The following is an 18,635-nucleotide window of genomic DNA, read 5'->3' on the forward strand; positions in this document are numbered from 1 at the left end:
GGGCGCTCAACTCCCCTGCTCCTCCTCGATCTCGACGGCCTGCTCCAGAAACCGGGCGAGCAGCACCACGACGGCGCTGGCCACCTCCATGCCGATGGCCGCGTTCAGCACGGGCACGGTGCCTCCGGACGACAGCGTGTTGAAAGTGCCGTAGGGCAGCAGCGTGTTCGCCAGGAACGCGCTTCCGGCCAGGAGGCTCGCGAGGCCCACCACCACGTACGCGCAGGCGGCGGCCGCGTCCATGACCTCGAACACCCCGATCGGACGCACGCGTTCCAGGGCGCGGTAGTCGGCGCCCAGGTAGAGCAGGTGCAGCGCGGTGGCGGCGACCACCCCGCCCTGGAACCCCCCGCCGGGGCTGAGCTGTCCGTGGGCGATGACGTAGATGCCCACGACCAGGGCGACGGGCAGCACGAGCAGGGCGTAGCGGCGCACGGGTGCAGCCACCTCGGCCGGTTCGGGCGGATCCCGGTGCTCGTCGCGGGTCTGCCGCAGGAGCACCACGCAGCCCAGGACGGCGGCGAAGAGGATGCTCATCTCGCCGAGCGTGTCGTAGGCGCGCAGGTCGAAGTTGACGGAGGCGATGGTGTTGGCGGTGTGCCGGGCGAGAGCGGCGCGGACGGCCCGCTCGCCATAGGGATGCCAACGCCCGCCGAACGACGGAAGGTCCAGACAGGCGAGGACCAGCAGCACGGCCAGACCGGCGCCGCCGACGGCCAGTACGGCGAGACGCTGACGGCGGCTCACCCCCCGCGCCCCTCGTCCTTCGTCCGGGCGCGCCGCTTCACCTTGCGCACGGAGAGCATGATCAGCAGCGGGGTGAGGGCCGAGCCGACCGCCAGCTGCGACAGACCGACATCGGGCGCCTGGAGCACGGTGAACAGTACGGTCAGGACCACGCCCAGCACGGACAGCACCAGGGCCTGGCGAGCCGGGTCGCGGGTGGCGACCGCGGCGGTGGCGGTCGCTGCCACCAGCAGCAGGACAACGGCGATCAGGGCGTCAGCCACCGCGCACCTGCCGGAATCCACCGGCGAGCGAGCGGGACGCGACGAGGTTGCCGCCGATCAGCAGGACGCCCGTCACCAGCAGCTTCGCCATGGCACGGCCGGGTCCCCCGGCCGTGCAGACCACGGCCACGACGACCGCGCCCACGCCCGCCGCCGCCCAGGTCGGAACCTGGGAAACGGGCCGGGCATCCGCGAGGTCGTCCGCGAGCAGCCGTGCGAAAACCAGGGTTCCGACCGGCCCCAGCAGGGCCAGGAGCAGCGCGAGATCCACATAGGAGGAGCGGCCGTAGCCCTGGGCGAGCAGAAGCAGACTCGGGCTGACGACGGAGGTGGCGAGGTTCTGCGCCGCGACTCTGCGGGGGAGCGGCCCGGTCGCCACAGCCAGGACGACCGCCGCCCCTCCCAGGGCCAGCAGCGCCGTCGCCGCCGGCATCCAGCCGTTCAACGCCACCTCACCGCCCGGCGCGCCGCCGCGGCCGCGACGGCTCCGACCGCCGCGGCGCTCAGGCCGACGACCACTTCCAGGGGATAGACCGGGCTGATGAGCACCAGCCACAGCAGAGCGAGTCCGGCCCACCAGCCCACCAGTTCGACAGTGGCGGTGAACGCCGCACGCCCTGTCATTCCCGCCTCCTCGCCTCGGTCACCGGCATCCAAGCACCGCCGCCACCACGAGACGCGGCGGCACGCAGGCATGACCCCGAGTGCCCGGAAACAGGCAGATAATGACCGCGTGGACTCGGCGTGGGCGAGCAGAAGACCTGCCAGGCCAGGTGAGAGGGAGGACGCGCATGGACTGGCGGACATTCGCGCAGCAGATGGCCTCCATGGCGAGGGACCTGCTCGCCCAGGAGACGGTCGACGACACCCTGGAGGGGGTCACCCACTCGGCCACCGAGCTGGTGGAGGGCTGTGACGCGTCCGGCATCCTCGTCCTGCGCGGCAGGCAGGTGAAGTCCCTGGCCCCCACGCACGAACTCGTCGTCGGCAGCGACCGGCTCCAGGAGCGTCTGGGCGAAGGCCCCTGCTTCGACGCCGCTCTCAGACGCGAGGGCGAACGGGTCTTCCGCATCGCCGACCTCACCCGATCCCAGCCGAGGTGGCCAGCGTTCGCTCCCCAGGCCCGTGATCTGGGCGTGGGGAGCATGATGGGTTTCCTGCTGTTCACCGAGGACGAGGACCTCGGCGCGCTCAACCTCTACTCCCACCGTCCCGGCGCGTTCACCGAGGCCAGCGAGATGGCCGGTTGGCTGCTGGCGTCGCACGCCGCGGTCGCCTTTTCCAGCGCCCGCACCGATGCGCAGATGCAGCAGGCGGTCGCCACCCGCCACGCCATCGGAGAAGCCATGGGCATCCTCATGGGCAGTCACCACCTCACGGAGGAACAGGCCTTCGCCGTGCTGCGTCGCTACTCACAGGAGAACAACGTCAAACTCCGCGAGGTCGCACGGCGGGTCTGCGACGAAGGCGGTCTCGACTGACCGCGCGGGGTGCGGTCAACTCGCGCCGGATACGCCGGATCCGGAGTTCCAGCGCGGGCGCCTCTGGTCGGCACCGCGTTTGCTCCCGGCGGCGTGAAGCTCGTGCGGCGTAAGGCGCTCGCCCTCATGCTCCGCGCGCGGCACCTCGTCGGGCTCCCTCCTCTCCCGGGAGTCCATGACGGGCCCGGAAGACGGCCTCGGGGACCGAGGGGATGCGGGTGACAGGCTCTGCTCCCGGCTTCGTACGCGGATGCCGAACCGGACGGACCAGACCAGCGCCGCGACGACGACCAGGCCGGAGACGAAGGCACCGGTCAGGGCCCACGCGGCGTCCGGGAAGGCCATTTCAAGAGCGATCGTCATCATGGGCCTTGGGTACCCCGGCCGGGAGAGGGGACACGCGCCGGGGCGGACACGGCCCGGCCCTGGCCCCGCTGCCGGGGCACTAATCCCTTGGCAGCGGGACCGCCTCGGACCCGGTGGGCTCCTGAGACGGCCTTGCGGCGCCGCCGGATCCGTGGGAATCGGCGGGAGGCAGGCGCAGGGCCAGAAGAGCGACATCGTCCGGGTACGGATCGGCCAACAGGCCGGCGAGAAGCTCGTCGCACATGACGGGCAGCGACTCGCGGGCCAGCGATGCCGCGTGCTGGCGCAGCCGGGTCAGACCGCACTGGAGGCTCTCGTCCCGGCGTTCGATCAAGCCGTCCGTGTAGAGCAGGAGCGTGGAGCGGGCCGGCAGGGGCTCGGTGGCCATGTTCCGGGTCTCATCGGGGTCGACACCGATCATCAGACCGGTGCCGCCCTCGAGATAGCCCGTGTCCCCCTCGTGGGTCACCAGAAGGGGAGGCAGGTGACCGGCGCTGGAGTAGGCCAGCTCCCACGGACCGCCGCCGGTGCCGTGGACGATGCTGTACACACAGGTTGCGGTGGTCCGGCCGACCGTCTGCTGGGCGATGTCCAGGCGGCGCAGGATGGCGTCGGGCGGCTCCTGGCGGTCGCAGGCGATGCCCCGGAGCATGTTGCGCAACTGTCCCATGGCGACCGCGGCACGGACGTCGTGACCGGTGACGTCTCCGATGATCAGCGTCGTGTCGCCGCCCGGCAGGACGAAGCTGTCGTACCAGTCCCCGCCGACCTCGGCCGCCTCCGCGCGAGCGGGACTGTAGCGGGCCGCCAGCTCCAGGCCGTCGACGCGTGGCAGTTGGGGAAGCAGGGCGCGCTGAAGGTGTTCGGATGTGGCCTGCACCGCCTGATGCAGACGGGCGTTGTCCGCGTGGAGGGCGACTCGGTGGGAGAGCTCCTCGGCCAGCCCGAGGTCTTCCTTGCCGAAGGGCCGCTCGTGCGTGGTCCGCGCGAGCGTGATGGCTCCCATCACGCGACGGCGGGCCCGCAGGGGCGCGAGGACCGCGGAGGTCGCGTCCAGCTGCTCCAGGAGGTTCCACTCCCACAGGGGTTCCGGGTGCTTCCGCGGCGACCCGGGCCGACGCAGAAGCAGCGGTCCAGCCCCTCGGAGCACGCGGGCCAGGGGCCGGTGGCCTCGTCAGGGACCACGGGCAGGCAGCCTTCCAGCAACCCGGACGGCAACAGGGCGGGGTCGCGGTGGGTCACACACACGCGCCGCAGCTGTTCGCCGTCGCCGTCGCCGCCCTCCAGCAGATCCACGGCGCACCAGTCGGCGAGCTGCGGCACCACGATCCTGCACAGCCGGCGCAAGCCCTCGTCCGCGTCCAGAGTGCTGCCCAGCGCCTTGGTGACCTCCGCCAGCAGCGCGAGGCGGTCCAGCGCGCGCTGGAGCTCCGCGTCCACGTCGAATTCGTCCATGTGACCGCCTCCGCTCCGCTCACCGGTGGTCCGGATGCGCGCGCCTCACGTGCTCCATGTCCGACAGTACGTCCGCGGCGACCCGCAGATCGGAGACGAGACCGGCGTACATGGCGTCGCGGTCGTCGGCACGCAGGACCGCGGAGGGGTGAATCGTGGCCACCAGCCCCCGCACGGTCGCCGCGGCGTCGCCGTGGTCGCCGCTTCCGTCCGGATCCGGCCACGGCAGGAGAGCGCCGCGCTGCTCGGAGACCCGGAAGGACGAACCGAGGAGCGCCTTGCCCGCGCTGCCGCCGAGAGCGATGACCACCTGCGGAGACACGACGCGCAGTTCGGCGGCGAGCCACGGCCGGCAGGCGGAGATCTCGCGCAGGGTCGGCGGTTTGTGGATACGGCGCTTGCCCCGGTCCTGGACCGTGAACTTGAAGTGCTTCACCGCGTTGGTGACATACGTGTCCTCCGGCGGGATGCCGGCGTCCTCCAGGGCACGCGTCAGGACCCGGCCGGCGGGACCGACGAACGGTCTGCCCTGGCGGTCCTCCTGGTCTCCGGGCTGCTCCCCGAGGAGCAGGACCCGTGCGGAGGTGTCTCCGTCCCCGAACACCGTCTGCGTCGCTTCCTCGTACAGCGGGCATCCACGGCAGTGGGCCGCCGCTCTCCTCAGGCCCGGAAGGCCGGCGCGGCGGCTCGGCAGGTACGGCGTGGCGTCGTACCCCCGTTCGTCCACGGCGTCCGTCACGCCCATGGCTCGCCACCTCCGGCTCTGACGGGACGGTGGGCCGGAAGGATGCAGAAGTCGACGTCGTGCTGCAGCCGCCCGCTGCCTCCATGGGCGTAGACCGCGACGCTTCCCGCCGGCGCGAACCTATGTCCCTTGCGCTTCAGGAGGGAGCCCACCTGCTTGGCCGCCTCCAGGATCGCCTGACCGCGGTCGAGCGGAAGGTCCGGCTCCCGCGCTCCAGAGGGCTGCCCCAGGGCCAGACGCAGCTCGGGACCGCCCGAGGTGTGGAGGGCGCGCGCCGGGTCGTCGTGCGTCATGGCACTCCCTTCGCGGTGCCGGCGCCGGGGCACCGACCGCCGCGGACCGGCCGCGGCCTGCCTCGGTGCGAGCCGGGTACCCGGCGCTGCCCACCCGACACGACCAGGTTCCTTCTGTGGGCGGGCCGGGTACTCGGCGGGACCGTCGGACGGTTGTGGACGATCCACAAGGAGGGCATGATGAACGAATTCGGGTACTTTCTGTCGTGCGAGGAGCACAGCCCGGATGCGCTGAGCGAACAAGAATGGACGGCCGGGCAGGCGGGGTTCACGGCTCTGCGGATCTCGGACCATGTCCGTCGCCGGAACGACCAGCAGGGCTTCTTCGACATCTGTCGCGCCGAGGTGCTTCCTCATGTCCGCGACTGAGGGCCGGACGGGTTCCGGCAGCGGACGAGCGGCCGTGTTCGATGTGGACGGCACGCTCGTCGACACCAACCATCTGCACGTGGTGACCTGGTGGGAGGCGTTCCGTCAGGCCGGCCACCGGGTGCCGACCCACGCGATCCACCGGGCGATCGGGCTCGGATCCGGCGACCTCGTCGCCCACCTGCTCGGCGACGACCGCGCCCGGGAGGAGGTGGAGGACCTCGAGACCGCGCACAAGGTGCTCTACGCCGAGTACTTCGACCGTCTGTCGGCATTGCCGGACGCGGGGCGCCTGCTGCGGCGCCTGGCCGGTGACGGGTGGGCGGTGGTCCTCGCCACCTCGGCCGGCGGCCAGGAACTCTCCGCGCTACGGCGCGCGATGGACGCGGACGACGCCATCGCGGCCACCGCGAGCGCCGACGATGTCGAGGAGGGCAAACCGGCCCCCGAACCGGTCGAGCACGCGCTGGAACTCGTCGGCATACCGGCCGAGCAGGCGGTGTTCGTCGGGGACACCGTGTGGGACATGCGGGCGGGCAGCCGTGCCGGGGTACGGTGCGTGGCCCTGCTCTGCGGGGGCATCCCCCGCGGGGACCTGGAGGAGGCCGGAGCCGTGGCCGTATTCGACGATCCGGCCGATCTGCTGGCATCGCTTTCGCGTAGTCCGCTGCGGTGACCCTGGAGACCCCCCTTCAAGCCCCCGGCGACCCGGCGTGTGGCTCCGGGGCCCTCTGGGTACTCGGACGTCCGGCGCGGTCTGTGTCACAGCGGTGTCACCGCTGACAGCGACCGGCCGATCACGGCCGCAGTCCGCGCCTGTCCCCCTCACACCCCGGGAGAGGCCATGAAGGCAGCGGTTTACGAAGGACCCCGGAATGTCACCGTGAAGGATGTTCCGGATGCGAAGATCGAGCACCCTTGCGACATTCTGGTGAAGATCACCACTACCAATATCTGCGGTTCGGATCTGCACATGTACGAGGGCCGTACCTCTTTCGAGACGGGACGGACCTTCGGTCACGAGAACCTCGGGCAGGTGGTGGAGGTCGGCTCCGCGGTCCGCAAGGTCCAGGTCGGTGAATACGTGGTACTGCCGTTCAACATCGCCTGCGGCTTCTGCAAGAACTGCGAACGGGGACTGACGAACTACTGCCTGACCATGCAGCCCGACCCTTCCATGGCCGGAGCCGCGTACGGTTTCGCGGAGATGGGCCCCTACCAGGGCGGTCAGGCGGAGCTTCTGCGCGTGCCCTACGGAGACTTCAACGCCCTGCGTCTCGGCGAGGACGCGGCCGAGCGCCAGAAGGACTACGTGATGCTCGCGGACATCTTCCCTACCGGCTACCACGCCACCGAACTCGCCGACGTCAAGCCGGGGGACCAGACCATCGTCTACGGGGCCGGACCGGTAGGGCTGATGGCGGCGTATTCCGCGATCCTCAAGGGCGCGGGCCGGGTGTGGGTGACCGACCGTCAGCCGGACCGGCTGCGCCTGGCCGAGGCGATCGGGGCCATCCCGATCGACTTCACGGAGCAGGATCCGGCCGAGGTCGTCAAGGAGGCCACGCTCGGCCTGGGCGCCGACAACGGCTGCGAGTGCGTCGGCTACCAGGCGCACGACGAGCAGGGGCAGGAGGACGCGTCCCTCACCCTCAACGGGCTGATGGACGCCGTGCGGTTCACCGGCACCCTCGGAGTCGTCGGGGTGTTCCTCCCCGAGGACCCGGGCGGAGCCGAGGCCCAGAACGAGATGGAGGCGCAGGGCAAGGTGCCGATCGACTACGGCCTGATGTGGTTCAAGGGCCAGACGATGGGCACCGGACAGGCGCCGGTCAAGCGGTACAACCGTGCGCTCCGTGACCTGATCGCGGGCGGGAAGGCCACGCCGGGCTTCGTCGTCTCGCACGAACTCCGCCTCGACGAGGCGCCGAGCGCCTACGAGCACTTCGACGCCCGGGACAGCGGCTGGACGAAGGTCGTGCTGCACCCGAACGGCGCGCGCTGACCTCACGCTCCGGCATGGAGCGGGGAAGAAGCCGGGGGAACTGGTGATCATCGTGCCCTGTGAACATGTTCGATCCTGCCGTGTCGTGCTGACGGAGGACGGCCCGCTGCTCGTCCCGGGCCCGGTGGAGGTCACTCTCGCCGACGGCAGCGAGGCCGTGTCCCGGCGCTTCGTCGTCGCGCTCTGCACCTGCCGCCGCAGCGCCATCCCCCCGTGGTGCGACACCAGCCACCGCTGCGGGACCGCCGCCCGGACCTGCGGGGAGCGCCAGGAGGAGGGCAGGGGATCCCCATGACCGCTCCGGCTCCCTCGCACACGACGGCGGAACCGCCGCCGCCGCTCCCTCGTGGGCCCCTGTCGTCGACCGTCGTGGCGGCCCTGACGGATGACACGGAACGGCTGCCGGCGTCCGGGGACATCGCTCGGGCCGATCCGTACGGCGACGAGGTCCAGCTCTCCCTGTACATGCTCTACGAGCTGCACTACCGCGGGTTCGAGGGCGTCGACCCCCGTCGGGAGTGGGACCCCTGCCTGCTCGATCTGCGCTGGTCCCTCGAAGACCGTTTCACACAGGCGATGCGCCGTGACATCGGCGACGGCGGATCCGTGTGCTCCGTGAGCGAGGCGCTGGAGAACATCCTGGTGGAGCCGGTACGGGACGACGAAAACAGCGTCAGCCACTACCTCCAACGCCACGGGGAACTGTGGCAGTTGCGGGAGTACGCGGCTCTGCGCTCCCTCTACCATCTCAAGGAGGCGGACCCGCACGCGTGGGTCGTCCCGAGGCTGCGCGGCAGGGCCAAGGCCGGGATGGCGGCCGTGGAGTACGACGAGTTCGGGGCCGGCCGCGCCGAGGACATCCACGCGGCGCTCTTCGCGGATCTGATGGCCGACCTCGGCCTCGACACCACCTACGGCCACTATCTGGACGCGGCCCCCGCCGAGGCACTGGCCCCCGTCAACCTCATGTCCCTGTTCGGACTGCACCGGGTCTGGCGTGGCGCACTGGTCGGCCACTTCGCTTCGGTCGAGATCACCTCGTCGCCCAGTTCGAGGCGCCTGGCCCAGGCGATGCGGCGGTGCGGCGCGGGCCCCGCCGCCGAGCGCTTCTACGCCGAACACGTGGAGGCCGACGCCGTACACGAGCAGATCGTACGCCGTGAAGTCATCGGCGGACTGCTGGCCGACGAGCCGGACCTGGAGCCGGACGTCGCCTTCGGCATCGACGCCACCGGGGAACTGGACAGCCGTCTGGCGACGACACTGCTCGCCGCGTGGCGTGAGGGCGAAAGCGCCCTCAGGCCGACGTAAACTCGCTCCACCTGACGGATGATCCACATGCCCGAACTGCCGGATGTCGAAGGGTTCCGCCGGGTGGTGATGACGTGCGGGCGCCGCCGGTGTGTGACGGACATCGAGGTACGGGACGCCGGGGTGCTGCGAGGCGTGACCGAGAAGCGGCTGTGCGGAGAGCTGACGGGGAAACGCCTCAAGAAGGCGTGGCGTCACGGGAAATGGCTGTTCGTGCCGACGACGGACGCGGGCCCCACACTCGTCCTTCATTTCGGCATGACCGGGTCGCTGCGCTGCTGCCGCCCGGACGAGCCGGTGGAAGCGCACGACCGTGTGATGTTCACGCTCGACGGCTCCCGGACGCTGCGCTACCGCGATCAACGCAAGCTCCAGGGCATACAGTTGCTGGACGAGACCGCTCTCGACCGGATTCTGGGCGCTCTCGGCCCCGACGCCCTGGCGGTGGACCGGGCGGAGTTCCAGGAGCTGCTGGCGGGGCGGCGAGGAGCCGTCAAGAGCACCTTGATGAACCAGTCCGTGATCGCCGGACTCGGCAACCTGCTGTGCGACGAGATCCTCTGGCGCGCTCGGATCGACCCCCGGACTCCTGCACGGAACCTGAGCGAGACGGCACTTCGGCACCTCCACGCCGCGATGGGGCGGGCCTTGAAGACCGCCGTACGCGACGGCCGCGTACCGCCGCGGCGCTCCTGGCTGACGGGGCGCAGGGACGACGGCGAGCCGTCCTGCCCGCGCTGCGGCCGGTCCCTCAGGTCGGGCCGAGTCGCCGGACGCCGCACGGTGTGGTGCCCGGAATGTCAGGCGTGAACAGCGCGCCGGCGCAGTACGGTCCTCGCCGCGGCGCCGATGCCGAAGGCCAGCGCGGAGGCGGCACAGGCGGCAGTGGCCGGGTGGCGGGCCAGGGCCGCTTCGACGGACCGCGCGTGCGCCTGCTCGTCGAAGACGCCGTGGGCACCGTAGTCGTTTCCCGTGGCCGCGTCGACGGGCTCGAAGAGGTTGCTCCGGCCGCTCGGGGACCGCAGTTCGTTCTGCTGCGAGTCGAATCCGGTGCGGGCCAGATACCGGTCGAGCAGGGCCGGTGCCAGACGGTTGGCCCAGAGGGTCGCGGGGGTGCTGGCCCCGATGTAGTACTGCTTGCGGCGCGGGTGGTCGGCCGCGTGCACGACGCCCCGGGCCGCGACCTCCGGCTGGTAGATCGGCGGGACCGGTTGCGGGTGCCGGGGCAGACGAGAGCGCACCCACGAGAACTGCGGGGTGTTGACGGCGGGCATCTGGACGACCGTCACCCGCACCTTGCTGCCGCGGTGCAGGAGTTCGGTGCGCAGCGAGGAGGTGAACCCGTTGATCGCGTGCTTGGCCCCGCAATACGCCGACTGGAGCGGGATGGCCCGCTCGCCGAGCGCGGAGCCCACCTGCACGATGGTGCCGTGGTCGCGCGGCAGCATCCGCCGCAGTGCCGTGCGGGTGCCGTTGACGAAGCCGAGATAGGTCACCCGGGTCACCCGGTCGTACTCCTTCGGTGTGATGTCGTCGAACGTCGCGAAGACGCTGGTGAACGCGCAGTTGATCCATACGTCGATCGGGCCGAAGACCTCCTCGGCGGCGTCTGCGGCGGCTTCCAGCCGCTGGGCGTCGGCGGTGTCGGCGACCTGCACGAGCGGTCGGCCGCCGAGCGCTTCGACCTCCTTCGCGGCCGCGTCCAGACCGGCCCGGCCCCGGGCGATCAGTATGACGTTGGCGCCGCGCCTTCCGTAGAGCCGCGCGGTGGCGCGGCCGATTCCGGCGCTGGCACCGGTAATGACGACGGTCTGGGGCATGGGGGTCGGTTCCTTCCTCTGCGAAGACGTCACTCGGTTCCTCTCATCCCACCCGGTAGGCCTCGGCGCGCCCGGCGGCGAGGGTCAGCCCCAGTCCGGGCGCGCCGTCCGCGCCTGGGGTGACGGCGCCGCCGGCGGGGTCGAGGGCGCCGTCGAAGAGGGTGCGCTCGATGCGGACATGGTCGTGGAACCACTCCAGGTGCCGCAGGTTGGGGACGGCGGCTGCGGCATGCGCGTGGGCGTGCGGAGCGCAGTGCCCGGAGATCTCGATACCGCGCGCCTGGGCGAGGGCGGCGGCGCGCAGCCACACCGTGATGCCGCCGCAGCGGGTGACGTCGGCCTGGAGACAGTCCACCGCGCCGGCGGCGAGCATGTGCTCGAAGTACGGCAGGGTGTAGCCGTATTCGCCCGCGGTCACGTCCTGGGGGACCTGATCGCGGATCGCGGACAGGGTCGTGAGGTGGTCGGAGGAGACCGGTTCCTCGAACCAGGTCACGCCCTCGTGGGCGAGTGCCCGTCCCACGCGTACGGCCTGTTTGGCGCCGTAGCCGCCGTTGGCGTCGACGTACAGTCCGGCCGACTCGCCGATGGCGGTACGGGCCCGGGCCACCCGACGCCGGTCGCGTTCCTCGCACCGCCCCCAGGACTCCCCGATTTTGATCTTGACGCGCGGGATGCCCTCCTCCTCGACCCAGCCGCGCAGTTGCCGCTCCTGCCGCTCGTCGTCGTACGTGGTGAATCCGCCGCTCCCGTAGACCGGTGCGTCGTCGCCGGCAGCGCCCAGAAGCCGCACCAGCGGCAGTTCCAGCAGACGGGCCTTGAGGTCCCACAGGGCGATGTCCACGGCGGCGATCGCCTGAGCGGCGACGCCGGGAAGCCCGGCGTTGCGCACCGCCCGGTGCATGGCCTCGTTGTTGCGCGGCACGTCGAGTGCCGGTGTTCCCGTGACGATTCCGGTCAGCAGCTCGTCGACGACACGCGCGGTGGCGGCGGGCGCGTAGGTGTAGCCGAGGCCGCTCACACCGCCGCTGCGCGCGGTGGCCAGGACCAGGGTGGTGCTGTCCCAGCTGAGAGTGCCGTCCGCCTCGGGGGCCTCGGTGGGAATGGTGAAGACGGCACATTCCAGCCGCTCCACGACAGGGGTGTCGCTCACCGACCGGCCCCTGAGCCCGCCCGCTCCGCACGGTGGCGGTGTCCGGGCAGGAAATCCTGGACCTTGGCCTTGAAACCCTGCCGGACCATGGCGGCGCGATCGCTGTCGCCCTTGAGGACGGAGGCCGCCGCGGCCTCGATCTGGTCGAGGGTGGCGTGCGGCGGGATGGGCGGCACGGCCGGGTCGGTGACGAAGTCGAGCACACAGGGCCGGTCCGTGGCGAGCGCCGTCTCCCAGGCGCCGCGTACATCGACCGGCTTCTCGATCCGCAGACCCTCCAGGCCGATCACCCGGGCGAACTCCGCGTAGGCGACATCGGGGATCGACTGGGAGGGCAGGAACTGCGGGGCGCCCTCCATGGCGCGCATCTCCCAGGTGACCTGGTTGAGGTCCCTGTTGTTCAGGATGGCCACGATCAGCCGCGGATCCTCCCACTCGCGGTAGTACTTGGCGACGGTGATCAGCTCGGCCATGCCGTTCATCTGCATCGCCCCGTCGCCCACCAGCGCGATCGCCGGGCGGTCGCCGTGCGCGAACTTGGCGCCGATCACGTACGGCACACCGGGCCCCATGGTGGCCAGGGTGCCCGAGAGCGATCCGCGCATGGCACCGCGCAGCTTCAGATGCCGGGCGTACCAGTTGGCGGCGGAGCCCGAGTCGGAGGCGAGGATGACGTTCTCGGGCAGCAGGTCGTTGAGGGCATGGGCGACGTACTCCGGGTTGACCGGGTCGGCGTCGACGACGGCACGCCGCTCCATGACCTCCCACCAGCGGGCCGTGTTCTTCTCGATCTGCTTGCGCCAGTTCTGGCTCCTGGCGGTCTCCAGGAGCGGGAGCAGCCGGGCCAGCGTCTCGCGGGCGTCGCCGACCAGATTCACCTCGAACGGGTAGCGCATGCCCACCATGTGCGGATCGATGTCGATCTGCACGGCCCGCGCCTGCCCGAACTCCGGCATGAACTGGGTGTAGGGGAACGAAGAGCCGACGACCAGGAGCGTGTCGCAGTCCCGCATCATCTCGTAGGACGGCCTGGTACCCAGCAGGCCGATGGAGCCGGTGACGTACGGCAGGTCGTCGTCCAGGGCGTCCTTGCCCAGCAGCGCCTTGGCGACGCCCGCGCCGAGCCGTTCGGCGACCGCCATGACCTCCTGCCGCGCCCCGCGGGCGCCCTGGCCGACCAGGATCGCCACCTTCTCGCCCGCGTTGAGCACGTCGGCGGCGCGTGCCACGTCCTCGTCGGACGGAACCGGTGCGTAGTGCGGCATGCCCAGGCTGGAGGGCACCATCTTGAAGGCGTGCTGGGGCGGTGAGTAAGCGAGTTCCTGCACATCGGCGGGGATGATGACGGCCGTCACCGTGCGTCGTGCCATGGCCGTGCGCATCGCCCGGTCCAGCACGTTGGGCAGCTGCTCGGGCACGGTGACCATCTCGCAGAAGTCGGAGGCGACGTCCTTGTAGAGGGTCAGCAGGTCGACCTCCTGCTGGTAGGAGCCGCCCATGGCGCTTCGGTTGGTCTGCCCGACGACGGCGACGACCGGGACATGGTCGAGCTTGGCGTCGTACAGACCGTTGAGGAGGTGGATGGCGCCGGGCCCCGAGGTGGCGGCGCACACGCCGACCCTGCCGGAGAACTTGGCGTAGCCGACGGCCTCGAAGGCGGCCATCTCCTCGTGGCGGGCCTGGATGAACCGGGGGTTGTCGTCGGCACGGCCCCAGGCCGCGAGCAGGCCGTTGATGCCGTCGCCGGGGTAGGCGAAGACGTACTCCACCCCCCAGTCGCGCAGGCGCTCGAGGACGTGGTCGGAGACCTTCATCGACATGGTGAAAGACCTTTCCGGGAGGTGAGTTCGAGGGTCGTGTTCACGGACGCCGCAGATACCGGACGGCTCCCCGGCCGGCCGCGGTCGCGACGGCGGCGGTGAGGGCTGCCGTGCCCGCGGTGGTCGCCCACCGTGCCCCGCGGCAGGGCCGGGAGGGCCGTTCGGCAAGGCGCTCGGGCTGCTGAGCGGGCAGGTTCCCGCCGAGACCGAGCGCGAGTACTTCGGCCAGGTGCAGGGGAGTGCGGCCGGTATCGCTCTGTTCGATCTGCGTCCGGCAGCTGAAGCCGTCGGCGAGCAGCAGGCTGTCGGGGGCCGCGCCGCGGACGGCCGGCAGGACGCCCTGCCCCGCGACGGCCAGGGAGATCTCGTGGTGGCCGCGTTCGAAGCCGAAGTTTCCGGCCAGACCGCAGCAGCCCTCGTCCAGGATGTCGGCGTCCAGGTGTGCGCGGCGCATGAGTTCGCGGTCGGCGTCGAACTTCGTGATCGCGTGCTGGTGGCAGTGGACCTGCACCGTCGCCCGGCGGCCGAACCGTGGAGGCCGCCAGTCGTCGGGAGCGTGATGCACCAGGTGCTCGGCGAAGGTGCGTACCTGTCCGGCCAGCCGTTCGACATCCTTGTCCGAGTGCATCAACTCCGGTGCGTCGCTACGGAACACCGCGGTACAGGACGGCTCGAGGCCGATGATCGGGGTGCTCGCCTCCAGATACGGCCGCAGCACCTTGAGAGTTCGGCGCAGCACCTTCTCGGCGATCGCCAACTGGCCGGTGGAGATCCAGGTCAGGCCGCAGCACACGGGCTCGGTGGGCACGGCGACGCGGAATCCGGAGTCCTCCAGGACCCGTACGGCCGAGATCGCGACCGAGGGGTGGAAGTAGGTGCTGAAGGTGTCGGGCCACAGCACCACGGTCCGTGGGTCGGCCGGATCCGGCTCCTCGGCGCCCCGCGCCCGCCACCACTGCACGAAGGACTGCCGGGCGAACACGGGGGCCTGCCGGTCTTCGGCCACGCCGGCCAGCCGTTTGCCGGCGCGGGCAAGGCCGGGGGCGTGGAGCGCGCTGTTGACCAGGGCGGGGGCGACCCGGGAGAGCCGGGCCCACAACGGCAGCCAGCCCAGGGAGTAGTGGGCGGCGGGGCGCAGCCGCCCCTCGTAGTGGTGGGAAAGGAACTCGGCCTTGTAAGTGGCCATGTCGACGCCCACCGGGCAGTCCGACTTGCAGCCCTTGCAGGCCAGGCACAGATCGAGCGCGTCCCGTACCTCCTCGGAACGCCAGCCGTCGGTGATCGCCGAGTCGGCGTGCCCGCCGAGCATCTCGAAGAGCAGCCGGGCACGCCCCCGCGTGGAGTGCTCCTCCTCCCTCGTGGCCCGGTAGGAGGGACACATCACCCCGCCTTCGTCGCCCCGGCAGTTGCCGATGCCGACGCAGCGCATCACGGCTCGGGTGAAGGAGTGTTCGTCCTCCGGGTAGCCGAAGTGCGTGTCGGGCGTGGCGGGCCGCCAGGCGGGGCCGAGCCGGAGCTGTCCGTCGACCGGATTCGGGTCGACCACCTTGCCCGGATTCATCAGGCCGTCCGGGTCGAACAGGGCCTTGAGCTCACCGAAGGCCGCCACGAGCCGTTCCCCGAACATCCGCGTCAGCAGCTCGCCCCGGGCCTGGCCGTCCCCGTGCTCGCCGGACAGGGAGCCGCCGTAGGAGACGACGAGGTCGGCGGCACGTTCCAGGAACCGGCGGAATCCGGCTACTCCCTCGGCGGTCTTCAGCCCGAAGGGGATACGGGTGTGCACACAGCCCTGTCCGAAGTGCCCGTACAGGGAGGGATGGTCGTAGCCGAACTCCTCGAACAGCTCCTTCAGTTCGCGCAGATAGTCGCCGAGCCGCTCAGGCGGGACCGCCGAGTCCTCCCAGCCCTCCCATGTCTCCCGGTCGTCCGGCGGCCGTGCCGTCACACCGAGCCCGGCCTCGCGGGCCTTGAGCATCCTCTGCTCCCGCTCGGGGTCCTCGGACAACACCACGGTGGAGTCCTTCTCGTCGCGTCCGACGGCCCCCAGCAGCATGTGCGCCTGCTGGTCGACGTCTTCCTGACTGTCCCCGCCGAACTGCACCAGCAGCCAGCTGTCCCCTTGGGGAAGGGAGTTGAGCGACTCCAGATAGGCGTGCTCCTCGCGCATCAACTGCGCCATCCGCCCGTCCAGCGCCTCCAGCTGGCTGGGCCGGCAGTGCTCCAGCAGCCGCGGCACATCGTCGCCGGCGGCGCAGATGTCCTCGTAACCCAGCACGAGCAGCGACTGGTACGGCGGGACGGGCACGAGATCCAGTTCGGCGCGCAGCACCGTCACCAAGGTGCCCTCGCTGCCCACCAGGGCCTTGGCGACGTCGAAGCCGCTCTCCGGCAGCAGCGAGTCCAGGTTGTAACCGGAGACCCGGCGCGGAATCCTCGGGAAGCCCCGCCGGATGTCCGACAGATGGGCGGTGACGATGCGGTCGAGGCCGTCGTAGATCTCGGCCCGCCGTCCGCCCTCCGCGGCGATCCGCGCGAGCTCGGCCTTCGACGTGGGTCCCACCCACATGCGCAGTCCGTCATAGGTGAGGACCTCCAGCCGGCGCACATTGTCCACGGTCTTGCCGTACGCCTGCGCGGACGCCCCGCACGAGTTGTTGCCGATCATTCCTCCCAGGGCGCAGTGGCTGTGGGTGGAGGGCTTCGGCCCGAACTGCAGTCCGTGATCGGACAGCCGCCGGTTGAGCTCGTCCAGAACGATCCCCGGCTCGACCACACAGCTCCGCGCGTCCGGGTCCACGGAGATCAACGCATGGCAGTACTTGCTCCAGTCGATCACCACCGCGGTGTTCGTCGACTGCCCCGCCAGGCTCGTGCCGCCGCCGCGCGACAGGACCGGCGCGCCGAAGCGGGCGCACACCCCGACCGCCTGCGCCCCGGCCTCCACACTGCGCGGTACCACCACGCCGATCGGCACCTGGCGGTAGTTGGATCCGTCCGTCGCGTAGGCGCCCCGGCTTCCCGCGTCGAACCGCACCTCGGCGTCCACCGACTCGGACAGCGCCGACTCGAGCCCTGCCACGTCCACGGCGGATACGCCGAAGGGGTGTGCGGGAGTCATCGGGGGAACCGCCTTCCTGGTCCGTCGTTTCATGTGTCGGCACCGAGGTCGTCGAGGTCGTCGAGGCGGTGTCGCGCCCGGGCGAGGGAACGCCGGCAGCGGCTCAGCCCCTTCCAGGCGTCTCCGTGCTCGTCGAGACGTCCGGGCAGGGTGCGCAGCGTCCATCGCCGCGGCCCCAGATCCGGGTCGTCGAGTTCGTCCCGGTCCAGTGGGGTCGCGACGGGGGCGTGCGGGCGGTCGCGTACGGCGTAGGGGGCGACCGAGGTCTGTGCGTAGGCGTTGCGCTGGATGTCGAGATAGAGACGGCCCCGGCGCTTTTCCTTGCGGGACTCGGTGGTCAGCCGGTCGTCGTACCGTGCCGCGAGCACCTCGGCGACGCGGCGGGCGAAGGAGCGCGCGGTGTCGAAGTCGGTACTGCGGTCGAGCAGGACCAGGAGATGCAGGCCGCGCGATCCTGTCGTCATCAGGGCCGGTCGCAGGCCGAGTTCGGTGAGCAGGTCGCCCAGGACACGGGCGCTCCACCGTACGGCCCCGAAGGCGTCGGCATCGGGTTCGGCGTCGGGCGGATCGAGGTCGAAGACCAAACGGTCGGGGCAGTCCAGGCGGTTGGCGGAGCTCAGCCACGGATGGGGCGTGATGCAGGCCTGGTTGGCGAGGTACACGAGGGTGGCCGTGTCGTCGGAGACCGCCATGGTGAGGTGGCCGTCCTTCTTCGGCACCCGCACCGTACGGATCCAGTCGGGGAAGTAGTCGGGAACGTCCTTGTGGAAGAAGGACTTTCCCTCGTAACCGTCGGGATAGCGCTCCATCACCAGGGCGCGGCCCTTGAGATGGGTGAGCATCGGACGTGCCACGGCGCGGTAGTAGTCGACCAGTTCGGCCTTGGTGATTCCGTCCTCGGGGAACATTTCCTTGTCGGGGCGGGACAGCGGGACGCTCCGGCCCCCGACACGGATCTCGCCCTCCGGCCTCGCCTTCGCGTTCACGAGCCGTCCTCGGGAATGTCGTCCAGGGTGCGACCGCTGCGCACGGACGCGGGCTCGGTACTCACGGGGTTCCGGCGGGCATCCGCACCCTCGTCGGACAGCTTGATCAGGATCCAGCGTTCGCGCGCGCCCTCGCGTCCGGTCCGGGTCAGGGCGTATCCGCCGCGCAGCTTCTCGCCCTCCAGCCACACCTTGACGTGGCCCTGGCCCACTCCCTTGGCGACCGGCACCCTCCTGCCCTCTTCCTCGGCGAGGTTCAGATAGGTTCCGGTGTCCCAGACGATGACCTTGCCCGCGCCGTACTCGCCGGACGGGATGGCCCCCTCGAAGCCCAGGTAGTCCACCGGGTGATCCTCGGTGCGAATCGCCAGGCGCTTGTCCCTGGGATCGGTGGACGGGCCTTTCGGAACGGCCCACGACTTCAGGACGCCGCCCGCCTCCAGACGGAAGTCGTAGTGCAGCGCTGTGGCGGAGTGCTTCTGGATCACGAAGTGCCGCTTTCCGCCCCTCGGCGACGCGCCGCTCATCGGCTCCGGCGTCCGTTCCGCCCGGCGCATGCCCCTGTACTGGTCCAGTCGGTGCTCGGATGTGGACTTCCGGGTCTTCTCGCTCCTGCCGGCCATGGTGCCCGGGTTTCCAGGGACGCAAGGGGCAAACCGCCGCTTCGGTACGACCGGGGCGGGTACACGGAGCGCACGGGCTC

Annotated in this window: 20 protein-coding genes and 2 pseudogenes; 7 read left to right on the plus strand and 15 right to left on the minus strand. The window is 70.9% G+C overall.

Going from position 1 to position 18,635, the window contains the following annotated elements; translation table 11 throughout:
* Window positions 1-6 precede the first annotated feature (6 nt).
* The 4 genes from ABZ845_RS14285 to ABZ845_RS14300 are packed head-to-tail and all read right to left on the minus strand — an operon-like array spanning window position 7 to window position 1,634.
* The gene (locus ABZ845_RS14285; protein WP_360978055.1) at window positions 7-747 is read right to left on the minus strand and encodes an MnhB domain-containing protein; all 741 of its coding nucleotides are present in this window, start codon (window positions 745-747) and stop codon (window positions 7-9) included.
* Entirely contained in the window at window positions 744-1,010 is a 267-nt protein-coding gene (locus ABZ845_RS14290; RefSeq protein WP_360978058.1) for a hydrogenase subunit MbhD domain-containing protein, read from the minus strand. Before ABZ845_RS14290 ends, ABZ845_RS14285 begins: the two co-directional genes overlap by 4 nt.
* A complete protein-coding gene (locus ABZ845_RS14295; RefSeq protein ID WP_360978061.1) occupies window positions 1,003-1,455 on the minus strand; it encodes a monovalent cation/H+ antiporter complex subunit F in 453 nt (150 codons plus the stop codon). The genes ABZ845_RS14290 and ABZ845_RS14295 overlap by 8 nt, the downstream gene beginning before the upstream one ends.
* Window positions 1,452-1,634, minus strand: coding sequence for a hypothetical protein (locus ABZ845_RS14300; RefSeq protein WP_360978063.1), 183 nt, complete (start codon window positions 1,632-1,634; stop codon window positions 1,452-1,454). Before ABZ845_RS14300 ends, ABZ845_RS14295 begins: the two co-directional genes overlap by 4 nt.
* A 167-nt stretch (window positions 1,635-1,801) precedes the next feature.
* Here ABZ845_RS14300 and ABZ845_RS14305 point away from each other — a divergent pair, with 167 nt between their 5' ends.
* The gene (locus ABZ845_RS14305; RefSeq protein WP_360978066.1) at window positions 1,802-2,491 is read left to right on the plus strand and encodes a GAF and ANTAR domain-containing protein; all 690 of its coding nucleotides are present in this window, start codon (window positions 1,802-1,804) and stop codon (window positions 2,489-2,491) included.
* A 15-nt stretch (window positions 2,492-2,506) separates the two neighbouring features.
* Here the strand turns inward: ABZ845_RS14305 and ABZ845_RS14310 are convergent, their stop codons facing one another.
* The 5 genes and pseudogenes from ABZ845_RS14310 to ABZ845_RS14330 all read right to left on the minus strand — a co-directional run.
* On the minus strand, window positions 2,507-2,857 hold the full coding sequence (locus ABZ845_RS14310; RefSeq protein ID WP_360978068.1) for a DUF6479 family protein: 351 nt from the start codon (window positions 2,855-2,857) through the stop codon (window positions 2,507-2,509).
* 79 nt (window positions 2,858-2,936) lie between these two features.
* Complete coding sequence (locus ABZ845_RS14315) at window positions 2,937-3,980, minus strand: SpoIIE family protein phosphatase (RefSeq protein ID WP_360978173.1); 1,044 nt, start codon at window positions 3,978-3,980, stop codon at window positions 2,937-2,939.
* Window positions 3,863-4,312, minus strand: a complete 450-nt coding sequence (locus tag ABZ845_RS14320; protein WP_360978071.1) for a hypothetical protein — start codon at window positions 4,310-4,312, stop codon at window positions 3,863-3,865. The genes ABZ845_RS14315 and ABZ845_RS14320 overlap by 118 nt, the downstream gene beginning before the upstream one ends.
* Window positions 4,313-4,331: 19 nt before the next feature.
* Window positions 4,332-5,057 carry a UdgX family uracil-DNA binding protein gene (locus tag ABZ845_RS14325; protein ID WP_360978073.1) on the minus strand — a complete coding sequence of 242 codons (726 nt, stop codon included), beginning with the start codon at window positions 5,055-5,057 and terminating at the stop codon, window positions 4,332-4,334.
* Window positions 5,058-5,092: 35 nt separating this feature from the next.
* Window positions 5,093-5,350 (minus strand): annotated as a pseudogene (locus ABZ845_RS14330) (hypothetical protein); the annotation flags it as partial.
* 180 nt (window positions 5,351-5,530) lie between these two features.
* Here ABZ845_RS14330 and ABZ845_RS14335 point away from each other — a divergent pair.
* The 6 genes and pseudogenes from ABZ845_RS14335 to ABZ845_RS14360 form a co-directional block, all read left to right on the plus strand.
* Window positions 5,531-5,644: pseudogene (locus ABZ845_RS14335) on the plus strand (LLM class F420-dependent oxidoreductase); the annotation flags it as partial.
* A gap of 61 nt (window positions 5,645-5,705) precedes the next feature.
* A complete protein-coding gene (locus ABZ845_RS14340; protein ID WP_360978076.1) occupies window positions 5,706-6,395 on the plus strand; it encodes an HAD family hydrolase in 690 nt (229 codons plus the stop codon).
* 168 nt (window positions 6,396-6,563) lie between these two features.
* Window positions 6,564-7,724: a glutathione-independent formaldehyde dehydrogenase gene (locus tag ABZ845_RS14345; RefSeq protein ID WP_360978079.1), complete on the plus strand. Its 1,161-nt coding sequence runs from the start codon at window positions 6,564-6,566 to the stop codon at window positions 7,722-7,724.
* A 52-nt stretch (window positions 7,725-7,776) separates the two neighbouring features.
* On the plus strand, window positions 7,777-8,019 hold the full coding sequence (locus tag ABZ845_RS14350; protein ID WP_360978082.1) for a CDGSH iron-sulfur domain-containing protein: 243 nt from the start codon (window positions 7,777-7,779) through the stop codon (window positions 8,017-8,019).
* Window positions 8,016-9,035: an iron-containing redox enzyme family protein gene (locus ABZ845_RS14355; RefSeq protein WP_360978085.1), complete on the plus strand. Its 1,020-nt coding sequence runs from the start codon at window positions 8,016-8,018 to the stop codon at window positions 9,033-9,035. Before ABZ845_RS14350 ends, ABZ845_RS14355 begins: the two co-directional genes overlap by 4 nt.
* Before the next feature lie 27 nt (window positions 9,036-9,062).
* Window positions 9,063-9,845, plus strand: coding sequence for a DNA-formamidopyrimidine glycosylase family protein (locus ABZ845_RS14360; protein ID WP_360978088.1), 783 nt, complete (start codon window positions 9,063-9,065; stop codon window positions 9,843-9,845).
* Here the strand turns inward: ABZ845_RS14360 and ABZ845_RS14365 are convergent.
* Genes ABZ845_RS14365 through ABZ845_RS14390 form a run of 6 tightly spaced genes read right to left on the minus strand, consistent with a single transcriptional unit; the run spans window position 9,836 to window position 18,555 of the window.
* Window positions 9,836-10,855 carry an SDR family oxidoreductase gene (locus ABZ845_RS14365; protein ID WP_360978091.1) on the minus strand — a complete coding sequence of 340 codons (1,020 nt, stop codon included), beginning with the start codon at window positions 10,853-10,855 and terminating at the stop codon, window positions 9,836-9,838. The two genes, ABZ845_RS14360 and ABZ845_RS14365, sit on opposite strands and share 10 nt — an antisense overlap.
* 43 nt (window positions 10,856-10,898) lie before the next feature.
* Window positions 10,899-12,008 (minus strand): enolase C-terminal domain-like protein, encoded by a 1,110-nt coding sequence (locus ABZ845_RS14370; RefSeq protein WP_360978094.1) that lies wholly within the window; start codon window positions 12,006-12,008, stop codon window positions 10,899-10,901.
* A complete protein-coding gene (locus ABZ845_RS14375) occupies window positions 12,005-13,828 on the minus strand; it encodes a thiamine pyrophosphate-requiring protein (protein ID WP_360978097.1) in 1,824 nt (607 codons plus the stop codon). Before ABZ845_RS14375 ends, ABZ845_RS14370 begins: the two co-directional genes overlap by 4 nt.
* 40 nt (window positions 13,829-13,868) lie before the next feature.
* Window positions 13,869-16,946, minus strand: a complete 3,078-nt coding sequence (locus ABZ845_RS14380) for an FAD-binding and (Fe-S)-binding domain-containing protein (RefSeq protein ID WP_360978100.1) — start codon at window positions 16,944-16,946, stop codon at window positions 13,869-13,871.
* Window positions 16,947-16,975: 29 nt separating this feature from the next.
* A complete protein-coding gene (gene ligD / locus ABZ845_RS14385; protein WP_360978103.1) occupies window positions 16,976-17,932 on the minus strand; it encodes a non-homologous end-joining DNA ligase in 957 nt (318 codons plus the stop codon).
* Window positions 17,929-18,555, minus strand: coding sequence for a DNA polymerase ligase N-terminal domain-containing protein (locus ABZ845_RS14390; RefSeq protein WP_360978106.1), 627 nt, complete (start codon window positions 18,553-18,555; stop codon window positions 17,929-17,931). The genes ligD and ABZ845_RS14390 overlap by 4 nt, the downstream gene beginning before the upstream one ends.
* Window positions 18,556-18,635 lie beyond the last annotated feature (80 nt).

It is taken from the genome of Streptomyces sp. NPDC047022, assembly GCF_040644155.1.
Lineage (GTDB): Bacteria > Actinomycetota > Actinomycetes > Streptomycetales > Streptomycetaceae > Streptomyces.